Source organism: Sphingomonas fucosidasi (genome assembly GCF_036663855.1).
In the GTDB taxonomy this organism is placed as follows: domain Bacteria; phylum Pseudomonadota; class Alphaproteobacteria; order Sphingomonadales; family Sphingomonadaceae; genus Sphingomonas; species Sphingomonas faeni_B.
Genome location: NZ_JAXOJR010000005.1, coordinates 110,773 through 123,276, shown reverse-complemented (window position 1 = coordinate 123,276; position 12,504 = coordinate 110,773). Strand labels below are relative to the sequence as shown.

The 12,504-nt window shown below is 65.5% G+C and carries 11 protein-coding genes and 1 tRNA gene; 6 read left to right on the top strand and 6 right to left on the bottom strand.

Features of this window, described 5'->3' with window-relative positions; translation table 11 throughout:
• Positions 1-17 precede the first annotated feature (17 nt).
• Positions 18-94: transfer RNA gene (locus tag U1737_RS10590), tRNA-Pro, on the top strand.
• Between the two features lie 131 nt (positions 95-225).
• Here the strand turns inward: U1737_RS10590 and U1737_RS10585 are convergent.
• Positions 226-1,230 carry an acyltransferase family protein gene (locus tag U1737_RS10585; RefSeq protein WP_332796752.1) on the bottom strand — a complete coding sequence of 335 codons (1,005 nt, stop codon included), beginning with the start codon at positions 1,228-1,230 and terminating at the stop codon, positions 226-228.
• A gap of 278 nt (positions 1,231-1,508) precedes the next feature.
• Between U1737_RS10585 and U1737_RS10580 the strand changes: the two genes are divergently transcribed.
• Positions 1,509-1,715, top strand: a complete 207-nt coding sequence (locus U1737_RS10580) for a hypothetical protein (RefSeq protein WP_332796751.1) — start codon at positions 1,509-1,511, stop codon at positions 1,713-1,715.
• 13 nt (positions 1,716-1,728) lie between these two features.
• Positions 1,729-2,745, top strand: a complete 1,017-nt coding sequence (locus tag U1737_RS10575; protein ID WP_248522674.1) for a polysaccharide pyruvyl transferase family protein — start codon at positions 1,729-1,731, stop codon at positions 2,743-2,745.
• On the opposite strand, the gene U1737_RS10570 is transcribed toward U1737_RS10575, so the two are convergent.
• Both U1737_RS10570 and U1737_RS10565 read right to left on the bottom strand, forming a co-directional pair.
• Positions 2,742-4,280 (bottom strand): lipopolysaccharide biosynthesis protein, encoded by a 1,539-nt coding sequence (locus tag U1737_RS10570; RefSeq protein ID WP_248522675.1) that lies wholly within the window; start codon positions 4,278-4,280, stop codon positions 2,742-2,744. The two genes, U1737_RS10575 and U1737_RS10570, sit on opposite strands and share 4 nt — an antisense overlap.
• Entirely contained in the window at positions 4,277-5,254 is a 978-nt protein-coding gene (locus U1737_RS10565) for a glycosyltransferase family 2 protein (protein WP_332796750.1), read from the bottom strand. The genes U1737_RS10570 and U1737_RS10565 overlap by 4 nt, the downstream gene beginning before the upstream one ends.
• 50 nt (positions 5,255-5,304) lie before the next feature.
• Between U1737_RS10565 and U1737_RS10560 the strand changes: the two genes are divergently transcribed.
• On the top strand, positions 5,305-6,285 hold the full coding sequence (locus tag U1737_RS10560) for a glycosyltransferase family 2 protein (RefSeq protein WP_332796749.1): 981 nt from the start codon (positions 5,305-5,307) through the stop codon (positions 6,283-6,285).
• Positions 6,286-6,430: 145 nt separating this feature from the next.
• Positions 6,431-6,661: a hypothetical protein gene (locus U1737_RS10555; protein ID WP_332796748.1), complete on the top strand. Its 231-nt coding sequence runs from the start codon at positions 6,431-6,433 to the stop codon at positions 6,659-6,661.
• Here the strand turns inward: U1737_RS10555 and U1737_RS10550 are convergent.
• On the bottom strand, positions 6,645-7,955 hold the full coding sequence (locus tag U1737_RS10550; RefSeq protein WP_332796747.1) for a hypothetical protein: 1,311 nt from the start codon (positions 7,953-7,955) through the stop codon (positions 6,645-6,647). The genes U1737_RS10555 and U1737_RS10550 overlap by 17 nt on opposite strands.
• 197 nt (positions 7,956-8,152) lie before the next feature.
• Between U1737_RS10550 and U1737_RS10545 the strand changes: the two genes are divergently transcribed.
• Positions 8,153-9,082 (top strand): glycoside hydrolase family 26 protein, encoded by a 930-nt coding sequence (locus tag U1737_RS10545; RefSeq protein ID WP_332796746.1) that lies wholly within the window; start codon positions 8,153-8,155, stop codon positions 9,080-9,082.
• A gap of 13 nt (positions 9,083-9,095) precedes the next feature.
• On the opposite strand, the gene U1737_RS10540 is transcribed toward U1737_RS10545, so the two are convergent.
• Both U1737_RS10540 and U1737_RS10535 read right to left on the bottom strand, forming a co-directional pair.
• Entirely contained in the window at positions 9,096-11,255 is a 2,160-nt protein-coding gene (locus U1737_RS10540; RefSeq protein WP_332796745.1) for a GumC family protein, read from the bottom strand.
• Positions 11,256-11,260: 5 nt separating this feature from the next.
• Positions 11,261-12,502: an outer membrane beta-barrel protein gene (locus tag U1737_RS10535; protein WP_248522682.1), complete on the bottom strand. Its 1,242-nt coding sequence runs from the start codon at positions 12,500-12,502 to the stop codon at positions 11,261-11,263.
• Between the last annotated feature and the right edge of the window lie 2 nt (positions 12,503-12,504).

Sequence of the window (12,504 nt, the reverse complement as noted above, 5' to 3'; positions counted from 1 at the left end):
AAGGCTATCCGTTCGGTCGGAGCGTAGCGCAGCCTGGTAGCGCACCACACTGGGGGTGTGGGGGTCGCAGGTTCGAATCCTGTCGCTCCGACCATTTCATGTATTCAGTAGCGGGCCGGACCCGAAGCGAGCACGGCCGGTCAAGCTTTCTCGATGGCGCAGTCTGGTATTGCCACGTGTAAATGCCGCCGAGAGCCTGGCCGGAAGGCGAAGGCGTCGAAAGGCTTAGCGGGTGACACTGCCCTCCTTCCGACGATCATGCCGTCGATGGAAATATCCCATCATCGGTTTCTCGACGAGCACGTACGCGATCAGCCCGATCCCGATCCCGGCCACGAAATGCAACGGGATCGCCGCTGCGCCGAGGTTCAGCCCCGCCGTGGCCTTGGTCGTTACCGACAAGGCGAGCGTGTGCCACAGATAGATCGAATAGCTCGCGTCGCCCATCAGGCGTAATGGCGCAAATTCGGGGATACCGTGCCGGGTGCGTTCAAAGGCCAGTATCGTTGCGACGCTGGCCAGCGCCGGCAAGCCGTAACGGACCGCCTTCGGCCATTCCGCGGGCAAAGCAAGCGCGAGCGCGCCGAGTATCAGCGTCGCCACGGCCAATGCGGGGCCCGTGCGTGCGTGACCGAACACCGGGCCTCGCCACAGTTGCGCCAGCCACAATCCACCGAGAAATTCGAGAATATGCGGGTCCGAGTAGAAGCGCAGCGCCACCTGATCGTCGTCGACCAACGGATGGATCGCCGCGAGTGCGAGCAGGGCGACCGTAAGCGACCGCAGCTGGGCGTTGCGCGGAAGGCATAGCGCCGCGCCGAACAGTAGGTAGAACCCCGCTTCGTAATTCAGCGTCCACCCGGGCACGAGCAACGGCCACGCCTGACCGTTGCTCGGCGAGATCGACGGTATGAAGGCATAGGACGTGACGACGTGCGTGACCGTCAGCCTGACCGCGGGAAACAGCCCGGCGATCGCACCGGCGAGCATGACCGACGTCACGATCCAATAGCTCGGCACGATCCGCTTGGCACGAGCGACCAGAAATTGGCGCGGGCGGCTGTGTTCGTCGGTAATCGCCCACATCAGGAAACCGCTGAGGACGAAGAACAGGTCGACGCCCGCTTCGCCTGCGGCGAACGGACGCTGCGCGCGATCCGCGGCGTGATAGGCCACCACGGCGCAGGCAGCGAGGCCGCGAAGATATTGAAGACCGACCAAACGCTGCATTGCGGCGCAGCATAGCGCATGATGGCGGCGGGAGGCGCAGTCTCGACTTCGGCACGTCGCGCCGATCGGGTCAGGTCACCGAGTAACCACGTTGATCTGCGATAAACGCGAACGCTGCACGACACGTCCCGATCTGGCGGCAAACGACTTGCGCGCTGAACAATGTTGCGGTGCAGTAACGATATGGTCGACGTTTCCGCCCCCGCGTTGCCGATCGTGGCACCCACCATGTCGCCGGTGGCGATGCGGGTGACGAATACCGAAGCGGGGCGGGCGCTGTGCCGCTCGGGCAGGCTTCGTCAAAATGGGCGGCACGCGGGGCGGGCGGACGGCGTACCGGTCCACGCCGATCGATCCCCCTGCGGATCAGTGCCGCACGGATCGATTCTGCGCGGATCGATCCCACGCGGACCAATAATCGTCGCTGGCGAACCGGGCTTGCGCGCCCGTTCGGCGGCATCCCGGCTGCGTTCGCCGACGACTGAGACAGGAACAGCTATGCACATCGTCTACTACAAGGATGCCGTCGGCAATTTTGGCGACGACCTGAACGAATTGATCTGGCCCAGGGTCTTGCCCGAAGACGTCCGATCGGCGCCGGACACCGTGCTGGTCGGCATCGGTAGTCTGTTGGACGAGGCACGGTTTCGTGGTGTCGAAACCGCAAGCAAGCGCGTGTTCGTGATGGGATCGGGCGCTGCCTATGGTCGATTGCCCGACGATTACGCGCGCTGGACCTATTGTGCGGTCCGCGGTCCGCTCACCGCCAGCGTGATCGGGCGCCCGGCCGCGGCGGTAACGGACAGTGCGGCGCTGCTGGCCGCCTTGCCCGATCTCGTCCCCAGGTCCGCACGGCCCGACGAAATCCTGTTCATGCCGCATCACAGGACGCTGGTTAACAGCAACTGGCAGGCGGCGGCAGAGCGCGCGGGCATGACCTTCGTCGATCCGCAATGGACCCCCGACAGGATCCTGGCCTGTTACGGCCGCGCCAAGCTGGTCGTGACCGAGGCGATGCACGGCGCGATCGTCGCCGATACGCTGCGCATCCCCTGGGTTCCGGTGATGATCTCGCCGGAGGTCAGTATCTTCAAATGGCGTGACTGGGCTGGTTCGCTGGATCTGGCCTACCGACCGGTCGCGCTTCCGCCGACCACGCGGCTCGAGTCGTTCCGCTATGACCGGATCAGCCGCCTGACCCAGGCCGGCGGGCGCAGCGTCGCCCGTGCCGACTTTGCCGATGCCGACGATGCGGCGCTGATCGCCGAGTTTCAGGATCGCTTTCGCGAAGAGCCGGCGGTGATCGACGCGGTCAAGGCGCCAGGTGCGATCAAGGCCCTGCTGAAGGTCGCGGCGACGCAATTCGACGGACGTCGGCTGGCGGCGGCGAGCGGTGCCCTCAAGGCTGCGGCGGCCGGGCAGAGTTACCTGAGCGACGACGGCATCTTCGCCGGTCGCCTCGACCAACTCCAGTATGCCGTCGCCGGGCTGATCACGGACGTTCGCCGCGGCTAGCGTTTCAGCAACCGGCGGACGATTCCCCCTGCCTTGACCAATTGGGCACGTCCGCCCGGGAAAAGGGCCAGTGCGCCGATGAACAGCGCGTAGGCCAGCAGGCCGGCAAGCGCGAGCATCGGCAGGCTGGCCCAGGCGAACGCATACGCGGCCAGTGTCAGCAGGCCGCCGGCGATCGCGGTGGCGGCGGCGATCGGAATCATCAACCGGATCGCATCGCCGCGGGTCACCGGGCCGCTCCGCGTGACCGCCCACCACATCATCGGAATCTGGACCGCCGCGCTGGAGATCGCCGCCGACATGGCGATCCCCTTCGGCCCCCAGAAGATACCGATGAGATATCCGATAATGACCGCGGCCGATCCCAGGCCGCCCCATTTCAACTGTTCCTGAGCACGGCCCTGGCTGACGAACAGCCAGGATGCCGCCTGGCGCAACTGCAGGCTGAGCGCCGCGACGCCGAGCCAGGCAAAGGTCGGGGCGGATTCGATCCAGCGTTCGCCGAGCAGGACCAGGATCACCGGCTTGGCAAAGATGATCGCGCACAGGATGCCGGGGGTGGTCAGCGTGAGCACGCCGCCGAGCATCGCCAGATACGCGCCGCGATACTCGGCGGCATCGTTGGACAGCCGGGACAGCAACGGTACGGCAACACGCGCTGCCGGTGCTGTCATCTGCCACAGCGGCTGGAACATCAGCTTGTAGGCACGATCGTAGATGCCGAGCGGCCCTGCACCGAACCGCGCGCCGATCAGGATGTTGTCGAGGTTGGTGATGAGATAGCCGAGCAGATTATAGCCGGTAACCGTCCCGCCGAACCGCAAAAGATGCAGCGCGTCGCGTGAGATTCCGGGTCGCGACGGCCGCCACCGCGAGAACACGCAGGCGAGGACGAGCGTCGCCGCGCCGTTGGTGACCTGCATCGCGACCAGCGACCAATAGCCGAACCCGGCAAGCGCACCGCCGACCCCGACGATCACCCCGGCGACGAGCGCACCGACCTCGATCATCGCGATCGCTCCGAACCGCATGCGTCGGTTGAGCAGCGCCAGATGCTGGGCGGACAGGCTCGACAGCAGCAGCGCGGCCGCCATCGTCATCATCACGGGGGTCACTGCGGGGGTCGCGTAGAAGATCGCCGCGAGCGGTGCCGCGGCCACCGCGAGGCCGGCGAGGGCACAGCCGATCAGCACGTTGAGCCAGAAAAGACTCGACAGTTCGACCTGATTGATCGTCGGTCGCTGCACCGTGGCGGCCGACAGGCCCAGGTCGGTGAGCAGGAGCGCGGCCGCCACCAAGGGGCCGACCATCGCCAGCAATCCGAAATCGGTCGGCAGGAGCAGCCGGGCGAGCGCCACCTGGCTCCCGAACTGAAGTACGAACTTGGTGCCCTGGCTCCCCATCGTCACCGCGGCGCCAACCGCGGATTGCCGCTTGAGCGCGGTGGCGTTGCCATTCGGCGAGAAACCGGCGCCTTCCGACGAGAGACCGGTGCCTTCCGGCGACAAACCGGACGCGGGGATGCGGTCGGTCATCGCGCCACTGTCTTGTAGCCGCCGCGTAACGCCTTGCGCAGGATCAGCGGCAATTGGCGCGCGCTCTCCTGCGTGACGAGCAGCGCGCTGTTCGGGCTGGCAAAGAGGTAGCGAAGCGCGGCACGGGGGCGGCGCGCCTTGGCCTCGTCGGTAAAGCCGCGATAAAAATAGCATCGGTCGACCGTCCGCAGATGACGTCGCAGCAATGCCATCAGCCGGGCGTCGCCGTTGGCGCGCGCTTCGTCGAGCAGCGCCCGTTGGCGACGGCGCAGGGCGTCGAGGTCGCCGGTGGTCTGGATCTGCGTCAACGAGTCCGGCCGCACCAGATAGCGATATAACGGGTCGGGATGGAGCCACCATCTGGCGCCGGCGCGCAGGCAGGCGACATACAGCGCGAAATCCTCGGCGAACCGGACCGTCTCGTCGTACCGCAGGCCGTGTTGAATCAGGAAATCGCGCCGCATCAACGGTTTCAGGAAGCCGTAATTGGTCCGCGGCGCGTCCGGCGACGAAATATTGCGCGCGATGAACTCCGGCAGGTCGATCATGCAGGGTGCAGTCGGCGAACCCGGTGCGAGCATCGGCGTCCGCGACCCGTCAACTGCGTCGACCAGCAGAAGGTTGTCCGCCACCATGTCGGCCTGTTTCGTCTCGCCGAGGGCGATGAGCGTCGCGAGGCGGGTGGGCGCAAAACTGTCATCGGCATCGAGCAGCGCGATCCACTCGCCCCGCGCCGCGGCTATTCCCGCATTGCGGGCAACCGACGGCCCGCCGTTGCGAGGCAACGCCAGCAGTGACACGCGTGGATCGCCACGCGAGATTTCCGCGACAATCGCCGCGGTGTTATCGGTCGATCGGTCATCGACCACGATGACCTCAAGATCGCACTGGTCTTGTTGCATTGCAGAAGCGACTGCCGCCTCGATATACTGCGCTGCATTATAGGCCGGAATAATGACGCTGGCCTGGATCATACGAGCTCCCTTGAAGGGGGTTTCCAGGATCGCTGCTCGAAAGGAGCATGATGTCGAACCCCGAAATTACCGTGATCGTGCCAGCATACAACGTCGCCGGGCTCGTCCTGCCCTGTCTGGCATCCATCGTGGCCCAATCGACCGGGTCGTGGCAGGCGATCGTGGTCGACGACGGCTCCACCGACGCGACGGCGGACGAAATTCGCACGCTCGTCGACCCGCGTATTTCGCTTGTGCAGCAAAGCAACGCCGGGGTTTCGGCGGCGCGAAATCATGGTCTGGCGCTCGCCGAGGGGCGGTTCGTGATGTTCCTCGACGGCGACGACGTACTCAATCCGACCGCTTTTGCGCGGCTCGCGGCAATGCTGGATTCGCGCGAACGGGCGGTCGCGGCGTTCGGCACGTTCCTGAAGATTCTGCCAGGCGGCGCGCCCTATCCAGGGCAGAAGCCGCTCGCGCTGCATCGTTATCCCGATGGCGACGTGCTGGAACCGATGCTGCGCGAGAACTTCCTCGCCAATGGCGGCCACGTCCTGATCCGGACCGAGGTGGCGCGCCGGCTTGGCGGGTTCGATACGCGACTGCGGCTGAGCGAGGATTGGGAGTTCTGGTGCCGCCTCGCCGCGCAAGGCGAATTCGCGTTCATCGGTACCGAGCCGGAAGTGTTCTCGTTGCGGGTACGGCCGGGCAGTTCGTCGGGTGGTCTTTCGGTCGACTGGGCCAATCATCAGCCCTGTCTCGATACGATCGGTGGCAATGCCACGATCCGCGCGCGCTTTTCCGGCAAGGCCTGGCGCAAGCTCGAGCGTACGATGCGGGCCAGCCAGATGTGGGAATGCGGCCGCGTCAATTTCACCATGCGCCGCTTCCGCGATGCGCGTCGGCTCATGCTCGGGTCGCTGCGGCTCGATCCCTTGCCGAAACGGGCGGCGACCTTCCTCGCGGCGATCGCGCAGCGGCACACGAACCATGTGTTCGTGTCCCGTCTGCGGTTTCGTGACGAGGATGTCGCGGCCGATATACAGGCCTGACCGATTCCACATGCACAACACCGGACAATGTCCTATAGTGGGGCAGTAGGCGCATAAGGTCCAGCGGACGCGGTATGGCATTGAGCTATGACGTGCCGCGATCGGGTTCGTCTGACCCAGATAGAATAATGGCCGGAGAGGCAGGATGATTGGCAAGGACCCCACGGGAGCAGGCGGCAAGCCGACACATCCCGAGCCGATCGGCCACGACTCCCTGAACCGGACCGAGGCATGGCACGCCGATGCCGATACGCGGTTCCCGGTCGAGCCCGGATCCTCACGCATGCCGGCAGGGCGGCGCATCTCGTTCACCGCATGGGCGATCGCCGGGGTCGTCGGGGTCGTCCTCTGGATGATCGTCATCCGGCTGGCCTGAGCTTGAGCCCGAGATCGTCTGGTGCCGTACCGCCCCAGATGCACAGCAGGAACAGCAGCACCAGCATCGGCGTGAACAACAGATAGCCGCCCCCGATGATGAAGGTGGTGAGCGCCAGGACGGACAGGATCGCCGTCTCCCGCCGCCAAAGCGTGCCTGCGAACATCGCCAGGAACGCGGTGATCCCGATCGCGCCGTAATCGGTGATCAGCTTGGCGATCGAATTGCCCGTGCCTTCCTTGAAATACAGGTAGCGCTCGGTCGCGCCCGGCCCCCAGCCGATCAGGATGCGCGCCTCGTGGCTGAGCTCGGCGATCGGCAGGAAGGGGCCGATGAAGCGGGCATAGCCGCTCGACCCCGAATAGCTCAGCTCGTTGGTCCGGCTGAGCATCGATCCAACCTGTTCGGGAAAGACGATCGACCCCAGCGTCAGCGCGATCACGCCGGCGATCGCAAAACCCGCCACGCGCCCGAAATTCCGTGCCGACAGACAGGCGTAGAACGGGACCGCCAACGCGAGCGACAGCGCGCCGGTGCCGGAGAAGGACAGCATGTACGCGACCAGGTACAGCGGCAGATATTTCACCCGCCCGAGAATGAAATAATCGATGACGACCGCGATCACGAGCGTCTGCGAGAACATGCTCGGCTCGAGCAGGAAGAAGCCGTTGGAGCGCAGGATCGTCGATCCGTAGTGCAGAATCGGATTGAAGTTGAACTGCGGCTCGACCAGCACCGGTTTCAGCGCGGGCATGGTCACCATGAACGAAAATATCCGGATGCCGACAAACTGCACCGCCCATTGGACGATCCCCGCCGCTGCGATGAACCGGGTATAGGCGAGGAAGAGCCGGAAGACGGTCGTCCGGTCGAACCGCGCGCTCGGGCCGACCATGGTGAAGCTGTACGTGACCAGGATCGCGATCATCGAAGGGACGCTGGTGCCGAACCGACCATCCGGCGTCGTCAGCGCGATCAGCGTCGACAGCAACGTACACGCCGCGAAGACGAAATAGAGCGCCATACCGCGCGGGCGTAACGTGGCGATGCCACTGGCCAGCCCCCATCCGAGCAACAGCGCGAACAGCGGCAGGCTGATGAACAAGGCGCTACCCCCCGGCATCCCGCCGAAGCGTTGCAGGATCAGGCAGGCGATCAAACTACCATGGACGAAGATCCGGCTGTTGCGCGCGGACTGGTCCTGGTCGTCCGCAAGGGCGTCGTCCCGCAAGGCCTGGTATCGAAGCTGCTGGTATGGAAGACGCTCGTCCTGGACGATCGGCGCGGTGCTCATGCCACTACCCCGCGTGCGCCACTCGCCTCGTCGCGCGCGCAGGGCGTCGCGCGGCGCGACGTCTTGCCGTGCGCGCGAGAGAGCGTAACGCTTCGCGAGGGCCGCCAGAGAGTGGGCCGGTAGAGGATCGATCGCCGCCGCCGTCGCCCGGCCGGCCGGTGTCTCGTCTCATTCCGGCCGGGCAGGAGCGCCGCCTCATGGTCCGGACTGCCGTTATGATCGCCCTTGCTGCCACCGCGTTGGCTGCGACCCCGGCGCGAGCCAACCCGTTGATGTACGTCTACAAGGGCGCGGGCTGCGACGGCAAGGATCGGCTGCCCCGCTATCAGGGCGTGATGGGGCGCAAGCTCGATGGGGTGTCCGACTTCCTGTCGGCCGAAAGCTGGGCGCAGATGCAGAGCGGCGCGCAGTGGGCGCTGACCTGCTGGCAGAACCAGCCCGTCCGGCTTGCGCTCGGTGTACCGCTCGTCGTCAAGGGCGGTACGCTGAGTGCTGCCGCCGCGGGAGAATATGACGCGGAATTCCGCAAGATCGGCGAACTGCTCGTAGCCAAGGGGCGCGCCGATACGATCGTGCGGCTTGGCTGGGAGTTCAACGGCAACTGGTATGCCTGGTCGGCTGCAAAGGATCCGGTGTCGTTCGTCGGCGCCTTCCGTCATGTCGTCGGCGTGCTGCGCGCAGTGCCGGGCCAGCATTTCCGGATCGTGTGGAATCCGTCGCTCGGCACCGGCACGAACAAGCCGCAATCCTTGTGGCCCGGCGACGACGCCGTCGACCTGATCGGTATCGATATCTACAACCAGAGCTGGCGTCCGCAGGATACCGACCCGGCGACCCGCTGGCAGGGCTATCTCACCGCCAATTACGGCCTGAACTGGCTGGCGAGGTTCGCGGCCGAGCATCGCAAGCCGATCGTGGTTCCCGAATGGGGCACCGGCACGCGACCCGACGGACATGGCTATGGCGACGATCCGCTGTTCATCCACAACATGGCCGCCTGGATGCGCGCGCACCGTGTCGCCTATGAAAGCTATTGGGATTTCACCGCGTCCGATTACGACGCCACGATGTCCGCGGGCAAATTCCCGCTGGCGCTGGCGGCCTACAAGGCGGAGTTCGCGAAGTGATCGGCCAGCCGACTTAGGCATAATAGGCCCCATAGTCGGCGTGATCGCGATCGACATCGCCGTGGCCGAACGCAGCCAGCGCGCGCATGTCGACACGGGTTGCGATCACGCCGAGCGGCTCGATGTCGAGCGCGCGCATCCGCTTCAGAGTCGCTGCCGCGGTCTGGCTCGGCGTATCGTTCCAGCGCAGCACCATCAGCACCTCGTCGACCTGACGGAGCAGCAGCCGGGCGTCGGTCACAGCGAGGGCAGGCGCCGCATCGAAGATCACCAGATCGAAGCGCTCTTCCGCCGCGGCCAGCAATGCAGCGATATTGGCCGCAGCGAAAAGATCCTGCCGGTTCTCGGTCGTGTCGCCAGCGGGCAGCACGTACATGCCGCTCACCGGATCGTGGATCAGCGCCTCGTCCAGCGTCGCCGTGCGGCGCAGCACCTGCACCATGCCGGCATGCGGCGGCAGACCCATCACCCGGGATACGGATGCGCGACGGATATCGGCATCCACGAGCAACGTCCGGCTGCCCGCCATTGCCGACGTCCGCGCGAGCGAGATCGCGAGCGTGGTCTTGCCTTCACTCGGCCGTGCGGAGGTTATGCCGACACTCGTCATGCCGGTGCGACCATTGCGCACCAGCGCAAGCCGCACGGCGCGTAATTGCTCGGCGTAGAGCGACAGGGGACGCTCCACCGGGAAGTCGATCGGCGAAATTCCTTCTTCGCCGAGCCGTGCGATCGACGCGATTTCCGGGACGTTGGCGATATGCGGCAGCCCAAGCTTTCGCTCGATGTCCGCCGACGAGATCAGCTTGCGATCAAAGGCTTCCGCGATCCACACCGCCGCACCCGCGACGATCGTCGCCAGCACCAGCCCGATCATCAGGATCAGCGGCTTGTTGGGCGACGTCGGTCGCTGCGGCAGCGCGGCCGGGGAAAAGATCCGCGCGTCCTCGTCGGCGACCAGCGCCTGGCTGCTGATCAGGTTCTTGCGCTCGAGCAGGGCCTGGTAGGTAGCGCGCAGGCCATCTGCCTTGCGCTGGAGTTGCGACAGCTGGACCGAGGCGTTGTTGTCGTTGGCAAGGGTGCCGGTGGTGCGCGCGACGATACCGGCGGCGTTGGCGACCTGGTCGCGGGCAATCTGCGCATTGGCGTTCAGATTGGCGAGCTGCCGGCTGGTTTCCGCGCCGATCGCCCGGTCGAGCGAGTCGAGCTGGTCCTTGGTCCGGATCAGATCGGGGTGGTCGGGCTGATAGCGGCCCTGCATGTCGGCATAGGTGGTCGCCAGCACCGCGCGCTGATTGCGCAACTGCTGGATGACGGGGGATTGCAGCACCGCGCCGACACCGCCGGTGTCACCCTTGCGCGTCTGCCCACGCGCGGTACTGAGTTTCGCCTGCGCATCAGCCAGTGCGGCCTGCGCTGCGGCCTGCTGTTGCTTGTAGAGCGACAATTCCTGTTGCGTGAAGGTCGCGCCCTGGCTGTCGAACAGGTCGTGCTGGGCGCGGTATCGGGCAACCTCGATATCCGCGGCCTCCAATTGGATGCGCAAATTGTCCAGTTCGTTGCCCAACCCCCGGCCGACCTGCTCGACGGCGGCGCGGCGGGACTTCTCCTTCACGGCCAGATACTGGTGGCCGATCTGATCGGCGACCGCCTTGGCCAGCATCGGGTCCGACGACGTATAGGCGATCGAGACGACGCTGGATTCGCCGGGGCGGATGATCTTGGTCCCGCCGATCACGAGGCCTGTCGCCGCGGTTTCCCGATCGGTGCCGGGCAGCTTGGGGAGGCTTGCGGCGAAGACCGGATTGTCGACGAGGTTCAGCGCGCGGACGGTGCCGAGCGCGACGGCGGACGAGCGCATGATCTCGACTTCGGTCGCAACCGCGGTCTCGGCGGTGGACAGACCGGGCAGGACCTCCTTGTCCTTCTCCGACACGTTCAACTCACGCGAATTGACCACCATGCCCGCCGACGCGGTGTACAGCTTGGTCCGCGTGAACCCGTATGCCAGCACCAGTGCCAACGCGCTCGCGAATACCCCGATCGCGAGCCATTTCCGGTGACGTACCGCGGCGAATGCGTGGCGGATGCTGTCCATCGGATCGCCGATGGTCGCGGCCAATCGTCCCTTCGAACGGGGTTCGGCAGTCTGGCCGGAGCGGAAGTCGTCCATGGCGTTCACCTTGTCAGCGTCAGGCCGATCGTCGCGCGGTTGTCCTTGAACGCGCGGTAACGATCAGTGCCGTTGGAGGATTGGTCGAGCCGCTCGAGGCCGAACTTGAGCCCGGCATAGCGGTTGATACGATAGGTCGCGCTGGCCTTGGCGCTGATGCGACCATCGGTGCGATCGAGGTTGTTGAAGCGACTGTCCTGATATCCGATCGATGCGGACAGGATCAGTTGACGCAGCCATTCGTGATCGACCTGGATGCTGCCCTGCGTCGACAGATAGCCGCCCGAGCCTGGAATGCCGGAGTCGAGCACCGATCGGTTGCCCCTGATCGTGACGGTCGTTAGCTGGGTCGGGAAGAACTGCACCGTGGCGTTGAAGCCGAGGCCACCGAGATCATTGTAGAAGGGCAGGCGGAAGCGCTGCTGGATATAGCCGACGCCGATGCTGCCGCGGATCAGCGCGGCCGGCTCGAAACTCACGCCTGCGAGCAGTTCGAACCCTTCCGAATTGCGCTTGGGCGTTTCGATCGTGCCGACCCGGAACCGGCGGACATTGTAGCTCGCGCTGGTGAACCACGCGATCGACGGCGTCTGCGCGTAGGACGCACGCATGCCGACGCGGTAGCTGGTATTGTCGCTCGGCTGGTAGTCCGCGATCGTGCCATCGGCGAGTTGGCCGTCGCGGAAATCGAAGCGGGCCACGCGCGCCGTCGCCGAGAGTCGCAGCTTGTTGAAATCATGCGCGAGCAGCATCGCGCCCGATTGCTGCGTGTAATAGATCGGCTTGATCGTTTGCGAGAAGATGTCCTGCGACAGGCGCGACTGGTGAATGCCCTCGGCACGGATCGCAGCCGTCAATGCGGTCGCGTGATCGAATTCGTAGACGCCGCGGCCGGTGACCGAATAGTCGGCGACGTTCTCGGTGCTGCGGTTCAGATACCGGTCGATCTTGCCTCTGGCATCGAGGCTGAGGCTGTTGCGCGCCCATTGCGACTGCAGTTGCGCCCGTGGCTGGATGCGCAGCAGGCCGTCGGTGACCCTGTCATCCTGCGTACCGAAGATATTGTCGTCGTAGAGGCCGGTGATCTCGACCGACGGCGCAAGCTGGAAACCGCCGAGCGGGATTCCCGGCGCGACATAGCCGGGCTGCACGCGCTCGAGTACGGCTGTATGGCGTGTGTCGATCTGGGGCTTTTCCTCGGGCAAGAGCGGCGCCTCCTGGGCATGGACCAGATGTGGACACACCATCG

Excerpts from the sequence above, each read along its gene's own strand:
- U1737_RS10540 (WP_332796745.1), bottom strand. The coding sequence starts at position 11,255 with ATGGACGACTTCCGCTCCGGCCAGACTGCCGAACCCCGTTCGAAGGGA.
- U1737_RS10570 (WP_248522675.1), bottom strand. The coding sequence starts at position 4,280 with ATGACCGACCGCATCCCCGCGTCCGGTTTGTCGCCGGAAGGCACCGGT.
- U1737_RS10575 (WP_248522674.1), top strand. The coding sequence starts at position 1,729 with ATGCACATCGTCTACTACAAGGATGCCGTCGGCAATTTTGGCGACGAC.
- U1737_RS10555 (WP_332796748.1), top strand. The coding sequence starts at position 6,431 with ATGATTGGCAAGGACCCCACGGGAGCAGGCGGCAAGCCGACACATCCC.
- U1737_RS10560 (WP_332796749.1), top strand. The coding sequence starts at position 5,305 with ATGTCGAACCCCGAAATTACCGTGATCGTGCCAGCATACAACGTCGCC.
- U1737_RS10550 (WP_332796747.1), bottom strand. The coding sequence starts at position 7,955 with ATGAGCACCGCGCCGATCGTCCAGGACGAGCGTCTTCCATACCAGCAG.
- U1737_RS10565 (WP_332796750.1), bottom strand. The coding sequence starts at position 5,254 with ATGATCCAGGCCAGCGTCATTATTCCGGCCTATAATGCAGCGCAGTAT.
- U1737_RS10535 (WP_248522682.1), bottom strand. The coding sequence starts at position 12,502 with ATGGTGTGTCCACATCTGGTCCATGCCCAGGAGGCGCCGCTCTTGCCC.
- U1737_RS10545 (WP_332796746.1), top strand. The coding sequence starts at position 8,153 with ATGGTCCGGACTGCCGTTATGATCGCCCTTGCTGCCACCGCGTTGGCT.
- U1737_RS10585 (WP_332796752.1), bottom strand. The coding sequence starts at position 1,230 with ATGCAGCGTTTGGTCGGTCTTCAATATCTTCGCGGCCTCGCTGCCTGC.